At 42.4% G+C, this 20,191-nt stretch carries 14 protein-coding genes; 13 read left to right on the top strand and 1 reads right to left on the bottom strand.

Features of this window, described 5'->3' with window-relative positions; translation table 11 throughout:
* The first annotated feature begins 108 nt into the window (after positions 1-108).
* The 5 genes from metE to IW510_RS03275 all read left to right on the top strand — a co-directional run bounded on the left by metE (position 109) and on the right by IW510_RS03275 (position 6,422).
* Positions 109-2,391, top strand: coding sequence for a 5-methyltetrahydropteroyltriglutamate--homocysteine S-methyltransferase (metE, locus tag IW510_RS03295; RefSeq protein ID WP_202056883.1), 2,283 nt, complete (start codon positions 109-111; stop codon positions 2,389-2,391).
* Complete coding sequence (metF, locus tag IW510_RS03290; RefSeq protein ID WP_202056882.1) at positions 2,372-3,259, top strand: methylenetetrahydrofolate reductase [NAD(P)H]; 888 nt, start codon at positions 2,372-2,374, stop codon at positions 3,257-3,259. Before metE ends, metF begins: the two co-directional genes overlap by 20 nt.
* 198 nt (positions 3,260-3,457) lie before the next feature.
* Entirely contained in the window at positions 3,458-3,868 is a 411-nt protein-coding gene (locus IW510_RS03285; RefSeq protein ID WP_202056881.1) for a DUF2177 family protein, read from the top strand.
* On the top strand, positions 3,868-5,649 hold the full coding sequence (locus IW510_RS03280; RefSeq protein WP_202056879.1) for a DegV family EDD domain-containing protein: 1,782 nt from the start codon (positions 3,868-3,870) through the stop codon (positions 5,647-5,649). The genes IW510_RS03285 and IW510_RS03280 overlap by 1 nt, the downstream gene beginning before the upstream one ends.
* Positions 5,649-6,422: a DUF1295 domain-containing protein gene (locus IW510_RS03275; RefSeq protein WP_202056877.1), complete on the top strand. Its 774-nt coding sequence runs from the start codon at positions 5,649-5,651 to the stop codon at positions 6,420-6,422. Before IW510_RS03280 ends, IW510_RS03275 begins: the two co-directional genes overlap by 1 nt.
* Positions 6,423-6,772: 350 nt before the next feature.
* Here IW510_RS03275 and IW510_RS03270 read toward each other — a convergent pair whose 3' ends face one another.
* On the bottom strand, positions 6,773-7,129 hold the full coding sequence (locus IW510_RS03270) for a winged helix-turn-helix transcriptional regulator (RefSeq protein WP_202056875.1): 357 nt from the start codon (positions 7,127-7,129) through the stop codon (positions 6,773-6,775).
* Positions 7,130-7,261: 132 nt separating this feature from the next.
* Between IW510_RS03270 and IW510_RS03265 the strand changes: the two genes are divergently transcribed.
* The 8 genes from IW510_RS03265 to IW510_RS03230 all read left to right on the top strand — a co-directional run bounded on the left by IW510_RS03265 (position 7,262) and on the right by IW510_RS03230 (position 20,185).
* The gene (locus tag IW510_RS03265; protein WP_202056874.1) at positions 7,262-8,101 is read left to right on the top strand and encodes an aldo/keto reductase; all 840 of its coding nucleotides are present in this window, start codon (positions 7,262-7,264) and stop codon (positions 8,099-8,101) included.
* Between the two features lie 18 nt (positions 8,102-8,119).
* Positions 8,120-8,914, top strand: coding sequence for an SDR family NAD(P)-dependent oxidoreductase (locus IW510_RS03260; protein ID WP_202056871.1), 795 nt, complete (start codon positions 8,120-8,122; stop codon positions 8,912-8,914).
* Between the two features lie 320 nt (positions 8,915-9,234).
* Positions 9,235-14,562, top strand: a complete 5,328-nt coding sequence (locus tag IW510_RS03255; protein WP_202056870.1) for a SpaA isopeptide-forming pilin-related protein — start codon at positions 9,235-9,237, stop codon at positions 14,560-14,562.
* A gap of 418 nt (positions 14,563-14,980) precedes the next feature.
* Entirely contained in the window at positions 14,981-15,952 is a 972-nt protein-coding gene (locus IW510_RS03250; RefSeq protein ID WP_202056863.1) for a diaminopimelate dehydrogenase, read from the top strand.
* A gap of 147 nt (positions 15,953-16,099) precedes the next feature.
* A complete protein-coding gene (locus tag IW510_RS03245; protein ID WP_202056861.1) occupies positions 16,100-16,741 on the top strand; it encodes a DUF998 domain-containing protein in 642 nt (213 codons plus the stop codon).
* Positions 16,742-16,884: 143 nt separating this feature from the next.
* A complete protein-coding gene (gene map, locus IW510_RS03240; protein ID WP_202056859.1) occupies positions 16,885-17,637 on the top strand; it encodes a type I methionyl aminopeptidase in 753 nt (250 codons plus the stop codon).
* Positions 17,638-17,873: 236 nt separating this feature from the next.
* A complete protein-coding gene (locus IW510_RS03235; protein ID WP_202056857.1) occupies positions 17,874-18,596 on the top strand; it encodes a MurR/RpiR family transcriptional regulator in 723 nt (240 codons plus the stop codon).
* A gap of 146 nt (positions 18,597-18,742) precedes the next feature.
* Positions 18,743-20,185 carry a 6-phospho-beta-glucosidase gene (locus IW510_RS03230; protein ID WP_202056856.1) on the top strand — a complete coding sequence of 481 codons (1,443 nt, stop codon included), beginning with the start codon at positions 18,743-18,745 and terminating at the stop codon, positions 20,183-20,185.
* Positions 20,186-20,191: the final 6 nt, after the last annotated feature.

Below are 20,191 nucleotides of genomic sequence, written 5' to 3'. Positions count from 1 at the left end.
TTTTTCTGTTATAGATTTAAACTATAACAAGTTATAAAAATTAACAGTTAGTCAGGCAGTTGATGTCTGTGGTAAAGTTTTTCTCATAACTATTTAGGGGGCGATTCCATGAAAACAACAATTATCGGCTTTCCAAGAATCGGGGAGCATCGTGAATTGAAAGTTGCAACAGAAAGCTATTTCCGAGGAGACAGCACACAAGAAGCATTAGTGAATAAAGGAAAGCAGCTTAGACGAATGCACTGGAATCTGCTGAAGGATGCAGGAATCTCATTGATTCCAAGCAATGATTTTTCTTTTTATGATACGACATTAGATACAGCAGTATTACTGAATATTATTCCAAAACGTTTTTTGGATTTACAGCTTTCACCGTTGGATACATACTTTGCCTTAGCAAGAGGATATCAAGGTGAGGCGGGCGATGTCACTGCATTGCCGATGAAGAAATGGTTTAATACCAATTATCACTACCTGACTCCCGAGTTTGAGGAATCTACGACAGTAAAAGTAGTCGGAACAAAAATATTTGATGAATATTCAGAGGCAAAGGAGCTGGGCATCGAAACGAAGCCAGTGATTTTAGGCCCGTTCACTTTATTGAAATTGGCAGCATTCAAAGGAACAACTGAAGAGGAGCAGCTTTTCGCAGTGCTTGCGGCATACAAAGAAATCATTGCCACGCTGGACAGTCTGGGTGCGCAGTGGCTACAGCTGGATGAGCCATCCTTGGTGAAGGATCTTTCGGATGAGGATCGGGCACTCTTTTTGAAAATCTATCATGAGCTGACAGCGGGACCGAGAACTGTCAAGCTTTTATTGCAAACCTATTTCGGTGATGTACGAGATATTTATGCCGATCTTTTGGCAGTGAATGTAGAAGGGCTTGGCTTGGACTTGGTTGAAGGTAAAAAGACGCTTGAGCTAATTGAGACTTTCGGGTTTCCTCAGAACAAAACCCTGTTTGCCGGTGTTGTCAATGGGAAAAATATTTGGAGAAATGATTACCGTCAAACCTTAGAGATTATCGAAAAGCTGCCGCAGGAGCAGCTGGTTTTATCTACATCCTGCTCTCTGCTTCATGTCCCGTTTTCGGTAGAACAGGAAGCATTTCCGAAAGAAACAGCACAGCATTTTGCGTTTGCGAAGGAGAAGCTGAGTGAGTTGACAGAGCTGGCTGCCATTGTTAATCAGACAGCCGATGCCTTGATTAATGAACCGCTAATCAGAAATCAGCAGCTTTTTCAAGCGACGCGAGCAGTAGAAAATCAGCAGTTAGCAAGTAAAATTGCAGGCTTGAGCGAAGCGGATTTTCAGCGTCACCCAGCCTTTGAAGAGCGTAGTAGCGTTCAAAAGTATACCTTGGAGCTTCCGGAGCTGCCGACCACAACAATTGGTTCATTTCCACAAACAAAGGAAGTAAAGGCAACACGTGCGAAATTCAAGAAGGCGGCGATTAGTGAAGAAGCGTATCAGAAGTATCTTGAAAGTAAAATCGCAGATTGTATCGCATTTCAAGAGGAGATTGGTTTGGATGTATTGGTCCACGGTGAATTTGAACGAAATGACATGGTGGAATATTTTGGAGAAAATCTGGAAGGGTTCCTCTTTTCCAAAAATGCTTGGGTACAATCCTATGGCACGCGCTGTGTAAAACCGCCAATTATCTGGGGAGATGTTTCCCGTAAACGTCCGATTACGGTTGCTTGGTCGACTTTCGCTCAGCAGCTGACAACGAAGCCGGTTAAGGGCATGCTGACAGGTCCGGTAACGATTTTGAATTGGTCTTTCCCAAGGGAGGATATCTCTATCAAGGAATCTACACTGCAAATAGCTTTGGCGATTCAAGAGGAAGTATTGGATTTAGAGGCGCATGGCATCAAAATTATTCAGATAGATGAGGCGGCGTTAAGAGAAAAATTACCGCTTCGTAAAAGTGATTGGTATCAGGAATACTTAGACTGGGCGATTCCTGCCTTTCGTTTGGTACACAGTAAGGTTGCGGTGGAAACACAGATTCATACGCATATGTGCTACAGCGAGTTTGCGGATATTTTATCGGCCATCGATCAGATGGACGCCGACGTGATTTCCTTTGAAGCCTCTCGGTCGAATCTATCCTTGCTGGATGACCTGAACGCACATCACTTTAAGACTGCTGTTGGCCCGGGGGTATATGATATCCATTCGCCGCGGGTTCCGTCAGTCACAGAGCTTGTTACAACGATTAAGACACTGTTAGAAAAATTACCAGTTGAAAAGCTTTGGATTAATCCGGACTGCGGACTGAAAACCAGAGGGGAAAAGGAAACCTTTGCCAGCTTAGAGAATTTAACACAGGCAGCTGCGCAGGTGAGGGAGGCGCTCGTCTATGAATCCGTTAGAGAATAACAAACCAAGTCTTTCCTTTGAAGTGTTTCCTCCCTCGTCGAAAGCCACCATTGATGGATTGTATACGTCGCTTCATCAGATGGAGGATCTGCGCCCTGATTTTATCAGTGTGACCTGCAGCAATCGTCAGCTTTCTTTAGAAGAAAGTACCGTGAAGATAGCGACACACATTCAAAATACGCATCAAGTACCCAGCATTGTTCATTTGACTGCTGCCTATTTAAGCAAAAAAGAAGTGGATGTGGTTCTTGAAGCACTGCATCGTGAGAAAATACGAAATATTTTGGCTTTGCGTGGGGATATCTATCCAGGCCGTCCCAGAAGCACGGATTTTCTTTATGCCGGTGAGCTGATTTCCTATATCAAAGCATGGGACACGAGCTTTTCCATCACTGCGGCGTGTTACCCTGAAGGACATCCGGAATCGGCTGATACACTCGACGATATTTATCATCTTAAAGAAAAGGTACAGGCTGGTGCTGACCAGTTGATTACGCAGTTGTTTTTTGATAATGAGCTATTTTATCAGTTTCAGGAAAAGTGTTGGCTGGCTGGAATTGATGTTCCAATCATTGCCGGAATCATGCCGGTAGTGAACAAAAAACAAGCAGAACGAATCATTCAGACAGCCAATGTTCAGCTGCCGAGGAAATTTTTGGCCATATTGGAAAAGTATGCAGATAATCCTGTGGCGTTACGGGATGCTGGTTTGGCGTATGCCATTGACCAAATTGTTGATTTAGTCACACAGGGCGTTTCCGGTATTCATTTGTACACAATGAATCAGGCGGAGATTGCCAGATGCATTTACAATGCGACACACTCGCTGTTTGATTTGAAATCACAGGATGCATTGTCTATACTTTAGACCGTTGAAGAAACATTATATCTGAATTTCTAGAGGCTGCAACAAAACTCCATGAGTTTTGTTGCAGCCTCATTCTTTTTTCCTGAGCAAGTATCCTATAAGTTGTTTTTAGAAGAAGAGTGCAGGCAGAATTTTATTATATATTTTTTTAGTATGGTACGATTTTTTTAATTAAACAGCTGAAGGAGAGAAACAACAATGAATGCTTTTATTCGATTTTACTTGTTATGTGCAGGAATTTTTTTAGTTTTTGATCTTTTTTGGCTATTGGTTGTTTCGAAAAAAATGTACCAGCATTTTATTGGTGGTTTGATGGGAGAGACCAAAATTGTCCCAGCCATTCTTTTTTATCTGATTTATATTGCAGGAGTCGTCTTTTTTGTCATCGTTCCAGGTGTTGAAAAGGGCAGTCTTGTGTATGTACTTGGTAGTGGTGCCTTGCTTGGCTTGATTTGCTATGCCACCTATGATTTGACGAATCTGGCTACACTGAAGGACTGGCCTGTGATGATGACAATCATTGATCTAATCTGGGGGATGTTTGTCACGGCAGCGGCTTCCGGAATTACGTATTGGCTAAATATACTGTTGTTTGGAGGGAATACCTAATGTTAGAGGAGTTAGAAGGAAGGCGTGTACTGCAAGGCTTTTTCCAAGGTGCTTCTACGCTGATTGACAGAAAAGAAGAGCTGAATAAAATCAATGTGTTTCCTGTTGCCGATGGAGATACTGGTAGTAATTTGGCTTCTTTGATGCAGGCAATCTTGGATGGAGTCTCTCCGAATCTTTCTTCACTGGAAGTGATTCTAACAGAAGTTGCCGATGCAGCTTTGTTGGGGGCAAGAGGAAACTCAGGAATTATTTTTGCACAATATTTGAATGGTATTGCTCAAGCCTTTGAAAAGACAGAGAAAAATGCTGATGGGTTTGTCCAATCGCTAAATCATGCAGTTTCAGAAGCATATCAAGCCTTGCTCGAACCAAAGGAAGGCACGATTTTGACCGTCATACGAACATGGGCAGAGGCCGTCCATAAAGCTTTTTTTGAAGAGCATTCATTGGAAAAAGCGTTAATTTCAGCTCGAACAGCTGCTTCACGGGCAATGAACCAGACAGAGTTTCAGTTGGAAATTTTACGGAAAAATCGGCTGGTTGATTCGGGAGCGAAAGGCTTTTACCTCTTCATCGAGGGTTTTACGGTTGCCTTTTCTGGACAGTTAGAGAGTCGTGTTGTCGAAAAAACAGATTTATCAATTACTGCTTTTCAGACAGAAATGGTGAGTGAACGTCCCCTATATCGTTATTGTACGGAGCTTTTGGTGAAAAATATTGCAGTGGAAAAAGATGTTTTACAGGAGAAATTGAAAAATTCCGGTGATTCATTGATTTTAGCCGGAAATCGACGCGTTATGAAGCTTCATATCCATACGAATCATCCTCGCCGTGTTCTAAATGTGGTTGAGCAGTATGGTGAGCTGACACAGCAAAAGGTAGATGACATGCTGCTGCAGTTTGAAGTAAACAATCAGCGAAAGTACCCCATTGCCCTGGTAACTGATTCTATTGCGGATTTGCCTGAAGAATTTTTGCTGGAAGAACAAGTACATGTGTTGCCTATGAATATTTTATTAGGAGAGACCAGCTACTTGGATAAATTGACAATTGATAGCTCTTTGATTAAAGAAAAATCAAACGGCAGTGAAAAACTGTCAACTGCACAACCAACATTGAGGAGTGTAGATGCACTCTTGTCATTTTTGGAAGATAAGTATGAAGCGATTTTAGTGGTTACTGTCTCTTCTCAATTGAGTGGAACATACCAATTGGTAAACCAACGAGCGAAGGCGAAAGGATTAACAGATGAAAAATTTCAGGTCATTGATTCCAAACTTAATTCGGCAGCACAAGGACTGTTGATTCAAGAAGCTGTACAGCTCATCAAACGAGAGATACCATTCAAAGAAGTATGTGCAGAGGTTAGGGAGATTCGAGAGCGCTGCTTCATTTATGTTGCGGTCGCTGATTTGACACCTATGCTGGAATCGGGAAGAATTCCCAAAAAAATTGGTCGCTGGGCACAACGTTTACATTTATATCCAATTGTCAGTCTTGATAGTAAGGGAAATGGGAAATTGAGCGGCATTGCCTTCAGTCAGCGACACAGTGCAAAAAAAATAGTAAAAAAGATACGAAAATTACAAACTAAAAATCAACTTACAGCACTGGCCATCGCTCATGCGGACAATTCTGAGGAAGCAAAACGCTTAGGAACATTGCTTGATATGGAGCGGTTCTGGGTCGAATATATTGTTGAAAGTTCTGCTGCCATTACAGGTAGTGCAGGGGTAGGTAGTGTAGCGATAGCTGGAATTAAAAAGGAGGTAGAGTGATGATTTACTGGACGACAGCATTGGTGTTAGTAGTGTATTTTATTCTTTGGTTTACTATTTCAAAAATAAAAGGGAAATATTCCTTGGTTGATATTGCATGGGGACTGGGCTTCGTTGTAGTTGCTTGGACAGATTTTCTATTTAGCGGGCAGTTGTATTTCCAAACAGGTCTCATTTTACTTTTAGTAACGATGTGGGGCTTACGCCTGTTTATCCATTTAGCCAGAAGAAACTGGAACAGTCCGGAAGATTATCGCTACGTCACGATGCGTAAGCGCTGGGGAACAACATTTGTCAATATTAAGGCGTTTCTCAATGTATTCTTTCTGCAAGGTGTTCTATTGTTTGTCATCGCTCTGCCAATAATAACCAGTTTTGCTGATCCCAAGAAAACAATCAGCTGGTGGCAGATTATTGGTTTGCTTATTTGGATTATCGGCTTCTTTTTTGAAGTTGTTGGGGATAGGCAGCTGGAACAGTTTAAGAAAGAGCAATCGAACAAAGGAAAGCTGCTGACTAGTGGATTGTGGGCACTGACACGCCATCCCAATTATTTCGGAGAAGCAACTTGCTGGTGGGGCATCTTTCTCATCGCCTTTACTGGTATTGACCATCTTTGGTTGATTCTTAGCCCAATTCTCATCACGCTTCTTCTGTTATTTGTTTCGGGTGTTCCTCTACTGGAAAAAAAATACAAAGACAGACCTGACTTTCAGGAATATGCTGCCAAAACAGCAAAATTTTTCCCGATTCTTGGAAAGAAAGGCTTATAGATGGATGAGACTAAAGAGAAAAGAGGACAGCTAAAAGTGTCTTGCTCCAAGAAATAAGGCGAACTACACAAAAATGACTACTTGAGCTGAGACCCAATAGTTAGACCAACTACCAACTAGAGAAATCTGGTTGGTAGTTTTATGTTGTCAGTCACTCTCAATAGCGAACAAGGCTGCAGCCTTGTTTCATTTTGATTCGATTATAGTTATAGTAATCAATTCAATAATGAATTGCCTTCTTTAGGCCTTCAAAATTTGTATAAACCACTCCGTGATACATTCCTTGCTTCAATAAACAAAAAAAGTTTTCCATTGGCGTGTTATCAAGATACTTCTCTCTTTAGTTGTTTTTAGGAATCGGCTAAGAGAACAACATTTTCCCCTTGATTTTGCAGGGTTGCCACGTGCATAGTGCCCCAATCACAGAGATTGTCCAGCACACTGCTCAAGGTTTCTCCATAATGACTTAAAGAATATTCAACCTTTGGTGGGACTTGATTATAAGATTTTCGGTCAACAATATTGGCTCCCTCCAACTCACGCAGTTGCTGAGTAAGCATTTTTTGACTGATGCCAGGAATTTTCCGTTGCAGGTCACTGGGTCTTAGCGATCCATGTCGCAGATTACATAAAATAATCGGCTTCCATTTTCCGCCAATGACATCCATGGTTGCTTCGACACCAATATTATACGTTTTTTCTTCCATTAATTTTCCACCTCAAACTGTTTATTTATACAAAAATTACTTTTTTGTATGTATAGAACAAAAAAGTGGGTACTATACATAAATGTATCTTCATTATATGATAATCGTACAAAATTTCAAGGAGATGTTTCGATGATTCAATCACTGACAGATACAATTACATTAAACAATGGTACAAAGATTCCGGGATTAGGTTTAGGCGTGTTCCAAATTCCAGACGCTGAAACTGTTCAGGTCGTGAAGGAGGGAATCATCAATGGGTACCGTCTGATTGATACGGCGCAGATTTATGACAATGAAGCTGGAACCGGTGAAGGGATTCGCTTGGGGTTAGCGGCAGCTGGCTTAAGGCGCGAAGAGCTTTTTATTACCTCAAAGGTTTGGAATGCTCACTTGACGTATGCTGAAACAATCACCGCTTTTGAAGAAAGCTTAGCTCATCTGGGCGTAGACTATCTTGATTTATACTTAATTCACTGGCCGGGAGCAGATGCGTTCAAAGAATCGTGGCTAGCAATGGAGGACTTATACAGAGCCGGAAGAATTAAAGCGATTGGTGTCAGCAATTTTCAACCTCATCATTTAGAAGCCTTGCTTTCTTATGCGACTGTTATGCCCGTCATTAATCAAATCGAACTGCATCCGAAGCTATCACAAAAAGAGCTGCATGCGTTTGGTAAAAAGCACAATATCAAAATCCAGGCGTGGTCACCGCTAATGCAAGGTCAGCTGTTGTCGCATCCGGAAATTCTGGCGATTGCGGACAAGTATAATAAATCTGCGGCTCAAATCATTTTACGCTGGGATATTCAACAAGATATTCTGCTGGTTGTAAAATCAGTTCATGCCAATCGTATGATTAGCAATTCTGATGTTTTTGACTTTAAATTAGAGCAAGAGGATATGGAACGTTTGGATGCACTGAATGAGTCGTTGCGGGTAGGGCCAGATCCGGACAGCTTTGATTTCTAGCTTTTAGGAGGGAATAACATGGAATTAGGATTAAAAGGAAAGACGGCATTAGTGACAGGCTCGACAAAGGGCATCGGCAAGGCCATTGCGACAGAATTGGCGCGTGAAGGAGCAAATGTCATTATCAACGGGCGACAAGAAGCCTCTGTCAAAACAGTGGTTGCAGAGCTGAAAAAGGAGTTTCCGGCAACGGAGCCTCAAGCAGCAGCCTATGATGTTTCAGTAGAAGCGGAAAGAGAAAAGTTGTTTTCGACTTTTCCTAAAGTTGATATTTTAGTCAATAATATGGGGATTTTTCAACCGATGGATTATTTTGATATTACCGATGAAATATGGGAACATTTCTTTTCAGTTAATGTGTTGGCTGGAAATGCGCTGGCTAAGTTTTATTTGCCTGCCATGCTGAATGCTGACTTTGGTCGAATCATTTTTATCGCCAGTGAAGAAGCCGTGATGCCATCGGGAGAAATGCCACAATACAGTATGACCAAAACAATGAATCTTTCCTTGGCTAAAAGCCTGTCCAAGCTGACAAAGGGCACACAGGTTACAGTGAATACAATCATGCCTGGCTCAACCTTAACTGAAGGTGTTCAGAGTATGTTGGAGAAAATGTACAACGAGAGTTCCCTAGATAAAGCTGAGTGGGAGCAAGATTTCATGAAAAATCACCGACCGTTGTCGCAAATTCAACGCTTGATTCGGCCGGAAGAAGTTGGTCGTTTCGCTGCCTTCGTTGCGAGTCCGTATGCGTCTTCCTTTTCCGGTGCCGCATTACGATTAGATGGCGGGTTGGTTCCGACGATTTTTTGAGAAAGCATTGTCTAATTTTGAATATCTTATGAGTTAGAAAAAGGAGACGTTTCCTAACCAAACAGTTTAGTTAGAGGTGTGATTCTATCGTTTTATGAAAGGCAGGGAGGCTGAAGTAGCATTCTCTGTCTTTTTAGTTGAAAACTATTACAGGTAGACTCAGGAGAAAAATAGTTGGAAACAAGGGATTTGTTCTGCTTTTGCCGAGTTATCTTTTTCAATTTTCCCTATCATTTGCTACTATGAAGGCAAGAAGATAATGAATTTTACTGTCTTTTTGAGTTGCTAATAAGCTCAGGCACGAAAAGGAGAGGTTAGAAATGAAATGGATGCATCGGATACCTACGCTAGCGGCAGTATTGCTATTATTTATGCCTTTTATTCTTTCTGTAATGACAGTTATTTCTGCTTATGCAGCAGAGGACAATCAGCAGTTAGTGTTGGATGAAGCTGGAAAGGCGAAGATTGCTCTTTCCTATGACGAGGTAGGGGATGAGCTGCATTGGCAGGTCTCGTTAATGAAGGCCGCCAGTGACGTGCAACGTGAACTGTCATTGAAGCTTCAATTGGAAGAAGACAACATGACAGCTATTACTGTTACCAGTGATAATGCTCAAATAAAGGATGGGTGGATTGAATATACACAAGAACCATCTATAGAGGAACAGACAGACACAATTTCGTTTACAACACCTAATACGGCTTCTGCCTATACCTATAAATTTGTACCGCAGCTGCAGGAGCTGACGGAAGCTGCTACTCTGGAAAATGTCACACTGGAAAAGGAGCAGTATGAGGTTACGATGGAGGTGCCAACACAGGCACAGGAAGCTCCCAATTTCACCTCAGAGCAATCTGTCACAAGTTCTCAGGCGATAGAAACAACAGAACCAGCAACTTCTAGCGAAGATACACAGGAGAGTGAAGAAGCGGTTCAACATACAGCAGCCATTCCTAATCCATTAGCAGGGCTGATTGGTCAAAATCTGTTGGAACGGGCGATACCAACAACCTATTCCTTCGATTATAGTAATGATAACGGGCAGTATCTAACGAATGGTATTGCAGATGGAGACACGTATAACTATGCTTATGGTCAGACAAATGAAGTAACTTTCGATGATGAAGGCTATGTGAACTATGAAGATGCTGCGTATTTGAAAAAGAGTGTCGCAGAAAATGCGGCGAAGCAAGGCTTGTTTGATGTCACCTTAGATGTGAAGGGGAATCAGATAGAGAACCCGATTGATGTGGTTTTGGTTATTGACTATTCGTCTTCCATGACTGGTGAGAATCTTCAAAATGCTATACAAGGGGTATCGGATTTTCTAGAGGAGATTAAGGACTCTCTCGGAGAAGACCAAGTGAAAATAGCCATCGTTGCTTATAACCGTTATGTCTACTCAACTGGTGCATTTCTGACAGATGAGGGACAGTTGCTTTCGTTTATGAGCAATACAGCAGAAAGTCATACCGGAACATTTATTCAGAAGGGACTCTATGAGGCAGAAAACCTCTTTAACACAGCAGGGCGCAGTAATGCGAAAAAAATGCTTATTCATGTGGGAGATGGTAGTGCGAATCGGGCGTATTTAGAGCAGGAAAATGCACCGATATATCAGAATAACGGAGAAATTCGAGCCCTTAATGGATACTCTGCGGCAACCTATGTGACGGATTTTCAGACAGATAACCCTAAATATTATAATATCAGTGAATCCTCCGACAAGAATTCGGTTTTATTAGGGAAAGCAGAGCTGGCAAACCTAACATTGGGAACGGCGGTATCATTGAAAACACAAGGGATTGAGATGTATTCTGTGGGTGTAAATGCCTCGAGTCGTGGAGAATATATTGCTCAAAATCTAGCATCAAATGCCAGTCACTATAAATCAATTGATGAGAATCTGGAAGGCTTGGGTGAAGCCTTGGGAACCGTTGCTTCCCAGATTGATAAAACCATTAGCAACGGCAGTATTTCCGACCCGATGGGGGATCATATTCTGCTGCAAAAACAAGGCAGCGATTTTGGTCCGAATGATTATCAGCTTCAAGGCTGGCGAAAGGCGGAAAATGGCAGTTGGCAATCTGCACCTGATTTGGTTACTAAGGTTACCGTTTCAGAAAATGCTGGAACGATACAGCTTCAAGGATTAAGTCTTGGACGAGATGAGCGTGTCACACTGACCTATCAGATACGCATTGACACAGAAGCAGCCGATTTTCAGGCGGATTCTTGGTACCTTGCCAATGATCGGACAACGCTAGACCCTTCCAGTTCAGGGAATCTTTTAGATTTTCCAATTCCTTCAGTCAAAGCACCGGGAGTAACTCTTTCGGTAACGAAGGAGTGGGAGGATGATAATTCTGCGGATCGTCCGGAAACTGTTCAGGTTATCATTCAAAGAGAAACAACCGTCAACAGTGAGAGCTGGCAGGAGAGTGAAGGGATCGAACTTTCGCGTTCAGAAGGCTGGCATAAGGAAGTCAGTGAGGTTATACCAAAGGGGATGACAAGCAGTTCGCAATTACCGCTCTACAACAATCAGGGTGAGGACTTCACTTACTCAATAAAGGAAGTACTGGTGGATGATCGTTATACCAGCTCGGTGGTTACAGAAAACCCGAATGAGTTTGTCATTACCAATACGTTGAGAAAAACTGATTTACAATTTGTGAAGCGAGCAGTGGACAATGAACCCTTGAAAGATGCCATTTTTGAACTATATGATGCAGATGGAAATTTGCTGGATACAGTGACAAGCGGCGATGATGGTGTGATTCGCTTCACTGATTTGACCATTGGCTTCTATACATTGAAAGAAATTCAGCCGCCTGTCGGTTATCTTGTCCTTGATCGAGAAATTCCTTTAGAAGTTCGAGTGTCGGAAACAGATGAGCTGGAAATATTCATTGATTATGGCGATGGCTATATAGAATGGAACGACCCGACGATTTACAATTTACCAGACGCATTGGAACCGGATTTGAAAGCAGATTTCGTATTTACGAAGCTGGGAGAACGGAGCAATGAAAACATCCCGTTGGAGAATGTTCAATTCAAGCTTACTTCACTGTTGGATCGAGGCAAGGTGATTGAAGCCAGCTCTAATGAAAATGGCGAGGTCATGTTCTCAGATTTAGTGGAGGGTGTGTACATTCTTGAGGAGATATCAACGCCGGAAGGCTACGACCCAATTGATCCAGTAGTTATTCGGGTATATAAAACACAGATTGGCACACTGGCTGTCGCGTATCCGGATGGCATCTTTGAAAAAGATGACGAAGAGCTTCAGCTAATTAACCAAGCCTCTTTAGACCTTGAGCTGTTGAAGGTCACTGATAATAATCAACCCTTAGCTGGTGCTGTATTTGAATTACAGGATGAGAACGGAGAACGTGTTGCCGGACCTGTACGTTCGGATGCGCAGGGCAAGGTAGTCTTTGAGCATGTCACAAAAGGGACGTATTATTTAGTGGAAACAACTACTCCAAGTGGTTATCAAGGAAGCAAAAAACAGGAGTTGGTTATAGACTATGATGGCAGCGGTCAACTGGTAGTTACAAAGCCTGAAGCGTGGGATGGAAAAATCATCAATAAAAAGCTGACAGACTTTACCTTTGAGAAACAAAATGAAGAAGGGCGACCGCTTAGAGGCGCCGTTTTTGAGCTGCAGGATAGCGATGGAAATACACTGTTTGGACCTGTTGTTTCTGGTCGTGACGGAAAAGTAACTTTTACAGGAATCACAGAAGGAACCTATCAGCTTGTCGAAACTGGTGGACCGGAAAATTATTATTTGATTGACCCGATTTCTGTCGTTATCGGTTACGATACAAACAATCAATTAACGGTACTACAACCAACAGATTGGCAAGGGCTTGTTGTAGATAAAGCGAAGCGTTCAGATTTTTCCTTTACTAAAGTGGGTGAAAAGAATCAACCGTTGAAGGACGCGGTGTTTGAGCTGCGAGATGAACAAGGCAAGCTGGTTCAAGGGCCGAAAACTTCAGATGCCGCTGGCAAGGTTACTTTTGAAGGAATCGCTGTTGGTACGTATTATCTAGTTGAGACACATGCGCCCGAAGGCTATGAAGCAATTGATCCGGTGAAGGTTGTTGTGGATCTTGATGAGGATGGCAAACCGACCATTGTTCAGCCTTCTGATTGGACCAATCAATACCAAGTGAAAAATACGCAGCTGCGAACGGATTTTATTTTTACAAAAGTCGATTATCTAGGGGAGCCGCTGGCCGGAGCTGTATTTGAATTACGGGATACCGCGGGAAATCTGGTTCAAGGACCGATAACAACCGATTCAGATGGCAAAGTCGTTTTCACAGGACTGACAGTTGGTGAATATCAGCTGATTGAGACACAGGCACCGAGCGGTTATCTGGAAAGAGACCCGATTCCTATTTCCGTTTATGTTGATGAAGATGGAAGGCTGGTGGCAACGCCTGACTTAGGTGATTATAATGACCTCTGGGACGGCAAGATATATAATATGCCGGATGTAGAAGAACCAAAACCGGATATAGAGTTTCCTTTTATTAAAATGGGAGAGACGGCTCAAGGGAATATTCCTTTATCTGGTGTAAAGTTCGAACTGACTTCTTTGTATGGCGGCCCCTCTTACCAAGCTGTTTCAGATGCTGACGGAAAAGTAAACTTCACGGGAGTTGCTTCGGGATTTTATGCCTTACGAGAAATAGAATATCCGGATGGCTATGTACCGAATGCACCGATTCCGGTCCGTGTTTATTGGGATAACCATGGTTTCTTACATGTTGAGTATCCGGAGGAAGACTTCGAAACCAGTGAGAATGGCTTGCCGATTATCGTCAATAAGCAGGCAACAGCGCTACATCTGACCAAAACGGATGAGCAAAAACGTCCATTAGCCGGAGCTGTATTTGAGCTTCGAGATGATGCCGGTGTGATAGTGGGCACTGCTCAAACCTCTGACCTCGAAGGCAACCTGACCTTTACAAATGTGAAGGCGGGAACCTATCGTCTGATAGAAACCAAGGCTCCTGAGGGGTTTGCACCATCTGATCCGATAGAAATCACTGTGGCTTATGACGATAGCGGAGAGCTGGTCATTACTAAACCTGAGGCTTGGGATGGAACAATTGTGAATGAGCAAGTTATCGATTTGCCAATCACCAAGGTCAATGAGAGTGGTGAAGTGCTGGCAGGTGCAGTATTTGAATTACAGAATTCTGAGGGCAAGGTACTGCAAGGACCTGTTATAACTGATTATGAAGGGCAGGCTTTGTTCACAGAATTAGGTAAAGGAACCTATTACCTAGTTGAAACCAAGGCACCAACGGGCTATCAATTATTGAAGGAGCCGATAAAGGTAGTCATTGATTATGATGGAGCCGGGAAGTTGACAGTTACCTCGCCGTCAGACTGGACTGGCGATATCGTTAATACAACAACCGACACGACACCACCGCCGGGCTCGTCTGAAGAACCAGGGAATTCCGGAGGCGGTGGGACGAGTACCTCTGATACTGGGAAGAAAACCGGCACGCTGTTAAATGCCGGTGAGCAACGCTCTATTCTATACACGAGTATCGGTCTGTTATTGCTTCTACTTGGTGGCGGTATATATATGAAGTTCCGCCGGAAAGGCTAGGTAAAAATAGAAAAAGGTATTTGCATGTGTTCAAGGAACGAGGGCATTGACGCCATCAGTTTGATTTTAAAGGGATGAGACAGATTAATGTCTCATCCCTTTTTTATAGCTTAAAGTCAGTTTTCTAATTGCTATGAAACACAATGAAGAATGAGTTTATGTTGAGTAGTACCTACTTGGTTACTTCAAGCTTGTTCACATTCATTTCGCTTTTCTTGTTGTCCAGCTGCATGAGTGAGGCTCTTCGGTAAATAGACAAATCCATTACAAAGATAAAGAGCATCTTTGAATGGATTTTCTAATTTACTCCAAGCCTGTTCACACTCATTTCGCTTTTCTTGTAATTCGGCAAGTTTTGTCTCTTTTTTCGTGTGCGATATAGTATAATTTTAGTAAATGATTTTAGGAGTGAATAAGTATGATTAAAGTAGCAATTGTCGGGTACGGGAACTTAGGGCGCGGGGTAGAGCGTTCATTGAAGCAGAATCAGGATATGGAGCTAGTCGGGGTATTTACTAGAAGAGCACCTGAAAATGTGGCGACTGAAGGAGCACAGGCCTTTCATATGGATGCATTAAAGGATAAAAAAGAGGAAATTGATGTGTGTATTTTATGTGGTGGATCGGCGACGGATTTGCCTGTTCAAACACCGGAAATCACCACGTATTTTAATACAGTGGATAGCTTTGATACGCATGCAAAAATCCCTGAGCATTTTGCAAAGGTGGAGCAAGTGGCTAAAGAGCATCAAACTGTTTCTGTTATTTCTACAGGTTGGGACCCAGGTTTGTTTAGCTTGAATCGGTTATATGCACAAAGTATTTTACCACAGGGAGAAACTTATACATTTTGGGGTAAAGGGGTCAGCCAAGGGCATTCTGACGCTATCAGAAGAATTGCCGGTGTTGTTGATGCTACGCAATACACAATCCCAAATAATGAAATTATCGAAAAATTAAAAGCCGGTGAACAGCTTGAGCTGAGTACTAGAGACAAGCATTTTAGAAAATGCTTCGTAGTTTTGGAAGACGGTACTGACGAGGCAGCAATCCGAGCAGAAATCGTGGAGATGCCGAATTATTTTGCGGATTACGATACAGAGGTCCATTTCATTTCATTGGATGAATTGAATCGAGAACATAAAGCGATGCCCCATGGTGGGACAGTTTTGCATACAGGTACGACACATGAAGCGACAAAGCAGGTGATTGAGTACAATCTGCATTTAGACAGCAATCCTGAGTTTACAGCCAGTGTCTTGGTTGCGTATGCGAGAGCATGTGTCCGTTTGGCAAATGAAAAACAATTTGGAGCCTTCACGGTCTTGGATATCGCACCGAAATATCTATCACCAATAGATGACGCAACATTGAGAAAAGAATTGCTGTAAGCAGCAGCTGAAAAGGATGGTGAGGCGTAGGACAAGCGCTTGACCGTCTTTTTTTTCATTTCATGAAGAATGGTGCTATTCTTTTATTGAGAATAAGTTTAGTTTCGTAGGAAGACATGAAAACATCATTGTTTGGAGATGAAGAGAGTGGCTATTGTGAAAAGGTATGGCTTTTATTTTTTGCTGATTGGTGTGCTCAGTGATTTTTTAACACCGTATATACTGGGACTTTTTTATCCCAAATTAAACCAGTTGACCGCTGTAATGAGCCTATTTGGTGATGTTGGCAGTCCGGTTCGTCAGGCCTTTTTGATTTGGTCGGCGGTCGCTGGAACTTTTTATGTTTTAGGATTACCGGCAGTCTATCAAACATTCAAAGAAGGCTCGTCCTCGTTAGCTTTTTGGGGAACTTTCGCAATTGGTGCATATGGTATCGGTGACTGTATTTTTACTGGTTTATTTAGCGTGGATACGCAACAAGCGCAATGGACGGTATCAACATGGGTACATAATATTGGTTCGGGTATTGGCTATGGCGGCTTTTTGATTTTTCCGTTGTTCCTATATCTGCTTTATCGAAAGTTGGGTGACCGTTCTCAAAGTAGGAACTATTTAATACTTTGGCTTTTCAGTCTAGTGTTTGCCGGTATTTATGGCTTGGCACGAATTCCGATGATTAACCAATGGCCGTTACTCAATCAATTGGGCTTGTGGCAGCGAATCAGCTTCTTGTTTAATTACTTGCCGATTGTGCTGTTTGCTGTTCGCCAGATAAAGAAGCGTTCCTAAATTGTTTAAGTAAAGGTGTTTGCAAGAAGAAAAATATTTAGGCAATGGGTATCGTAAAGCTTTTTAAAAAGAGAGAGTTGTCATAGAAAACATTCTGACTTATACTAGCCAAAGAGTCTTACTCAACGAAAAGAGGAAATGCAATGATTACATTAAAATCAACGAGAGAAATTGAACAAATGAAAGAGTCAGGGGCGATTCTGGCGGGGATTCACAAGCAGTTAAGAACGGTGATAAAGCCGGGAATCACAACGAATGAAATCAATCAGTTTGTACATAGAAAAATAGAAGAAGCCGGTGCTGTGGCAGCTCAAATCGGCTTTGAAGGGTATGAATATGCTACCTGTGTCAGTGTCAATGAGGAAATATGCCATGGCTTTCCATCAAACTATCGTTTGAAATCAGGCGATGTTGTGAAGGTTGACTTCTGTGTCGACCTGCATGGAGCGATTTCAGATAGTTGTTGGACCTATGCTGTCGGAGAAATCACACCGGAGCATCAAGAGTTAATGGCGGTTACGCTAGAAGCGTTGAAGCTGGGCATTGAACAAGCACAAGTCGGGAACAGAGTTGGTGACATTGGTCATGCGATTCAAAGCTATGCAGAGGCAAAAGGCTTCGGTGTTGTCAGAGATTTTATCGCTCATGGTATTGGACCAACGATTCATGAAGAACCGTTTTTTCCGCATTATGGTATTGCGGGCAAAGGGCTGCGCTTAAAAGAGGGGATGACAATTACCATTGAGCCAATGATTACAACAGGAACTTGGCGCATGCAGATGGACCCAAATGGCTGGACAGCACGGACGATTGATGGTGGGTTCTGCGCACAGTATGAGCATTCGATTGCCATCACGAAAGACGGCCCGGTTATTATGACGGAGCAAGAAGACTAAAGTGAAAACCTGATGTTCAATAAAAAATGATAGCTGCAGCAGCAAATACTAACAGGCGGATGCTCTTTAGTTATCTGCTGCGGCTTCTTTATTCTTGTATTGTGAATCAGCTGCTATCGTATTTTATAGACGATTAGGTAGAAGCATGATAGGATTCTAACTGAGTATATATCCTGTAAACAGGTTGCGGGAAACAGTCGTTTTCGTTCACAAAAAATAAAAAAGGGGTTTCCAAGATGTCTTTTTTCGGTAAAATCAATTTCAATGAGTTGTCAGAAACAGATCGTGCCATCTATCATTTTATGGCGAGCAACAGCAGTAAAATTCCCTATATGAGAGTTCGTGATATTGCAAAAGAGTCTCATACATCGACCTCTTCTGTGATGCGCTTTATTCGAAAAATTGGTTATAGCAGCTTTACAGAATTTCGTAGTCATTTTAAGGTTGAAGACGCTTCTGAAAGTAAAGGCTTTGATTATGGTGAAAAGCTGTTGTCGAAGGAGCGGTTTCCTGAGGGAATTGAAGGAAGACTGCGGAAGGTTGCTGAAAAGATGGTCAACTGTGAAAATATTGTCTTTTTCGGAATGGGTTCCTCCGCTGCGATGTGTGAATACGCAGCTCGCAGAGCAGCAATCAAAGGACTTAACAGCTTTGCGCTGGTGGATCACACCTACCCGCTCTTCTCAAAGCTGCGGAATACGACAGACAACATGCTGATAACACTTTCGGTAACCGGTAAAACAACAGAAATCGTGGAAATCGTCAATGGATTTCGAAATGCATTGGACTACACAACTGTGGCGATTACAAGTGATGAAAACAGTCCACTGGCAAAGATGACAGATTATGTTCTTTCTTATCATGTAGACGTGGAGCGGTTGGAACAGCATCAGGACCTGACAAGTCAGATTCCGTGTATGTATCTTATTGAAAAGTTAATTGATTTATGTGGCGAATAGAATAAGCAGAATCACGTTGGTACACCCTGTGCCAGCGTGATTCTTTTTTCCATTTTGCGGAACAGAAACCAAAAGGCTGTTAAGTGATTGTTTTTGAAAACGTTTTTATTATATACTTTGCTCATCAACCGGATGGAGTGAAGAGGATGCAGCAGAATAGTTTTCCAAAAAATTTCTTATGGGGTGGGGCTGTCGCAGCTCATCAGATTGAGGGAGCGTATTTAGAGGATGGTAAAGGCTTAAGTATTGCCGATGTAGTGACGGCCGGTGGAAATGGCATTGCCCGTGAAATTACACAGGGGGTCCTACCGAATCATTATTACCCAAATCATGAAGCCATTGATTTTTATCATCGCTATAAGGAAGATATCCAATTGTTGAAGGAGCTGGGAATCAAAGCTTTCCGAACATCGATTGCCTGGTCACGGATTTTTCCAAAGGGAGATGAGCTGGAACCGAATGAAGCGGGCTTAGCCTACTATGACGCATTGTTTGATGAATTACATGAAAATGGGATTGAGCCGATTATTACCTTATCACATTTTGAAATTCCCTATCACCTGGCAGAAGCATATGGCGGATTTAGAAATAAAAAGCTGATTGATTTCTTTGTTCATTATGCAGAAACAGTAATGACTCGGTACAAGGATAAGGTAACCTACTGGATGACCTTCAATGAAATCAATAATCAGGCAGATGGACAGCATGATTTGCATACATGGACGAATTCCGCACTGAGATTTGAAGCCGATGAAAACAAAGAAGAAATCACGTTTCAAGCTGGATTGAATGAGTTAATTGCCAGTGCCAAGGTCGTCAAACTGGGGCATGAAATCAATCCGGACTTTCAAATTGGCTGCATGATGGCCTATGTTCCGGTTTACCCCTATACTTCAAGCCCGGAGGATATGATGGCTTCACTAAAGGTCATGCAGCGCCGCTTCTTTTACAGTGATGTACATGCCAGAGGGATTTTACCAGGCTATACCTTGAAATATTGGGAAAAGATGGGGTATCAGCTTGAATACTCAGAAGAAGAGCTGCAGGCATTGAAGGAAGGAACTGTTGACTATATCGGTTTTAGCTATTATATGTCAGGGACGGTCACTACGGTGGATGAGCTTCAAGGGTATCCAATCACTGATTTTGCAAATGCCAAAATGCTGAATAATCCGTATGTCTCAGCAAGTGATTGGGGCTGGCAGATTGATCCTGTTGGTTTGCGCTATATGTTGAATGTGATTTACGAACGTTATAATTTGCCATTATTTATTGTTGAAAACGGCTTTGGCGCATACGATCAGCTGACTGAAGAGGGAAGAATCGAAGACGAGTATCGTATCGATTATCTGCGTCAGCACATTCAGGAAATGAAAGCAGCGGTACTTGAAGATGGCATCGAGCTGTTGGGCTATACACCTTGGGGCATTATCGACATTGTCAGCTTTGGGTCTGGAGAGATGGAGAAGCGCTACGGAATGATTTATGTAGATAAGGACAATCAAGGTAATGGTAGCTTAGAGCGTTTGAAAAAGGATTCTTTTAGCTGGTATCAGCAAGTGATTCACAGCAATGGTGAGCATATTTAGGGGAGA

Source organism: Enterococcus sp. BWR-S5, from assembly GCF_016745255.1.
Classification (GTDB): Bacteria; Bacillota; Bacilli; order Lactobacillales; family Enterococcaceae; genus Enterococcus_L.
This window is presented reverse-complemented; position numbering and strand designations above follow the sequence as displayed.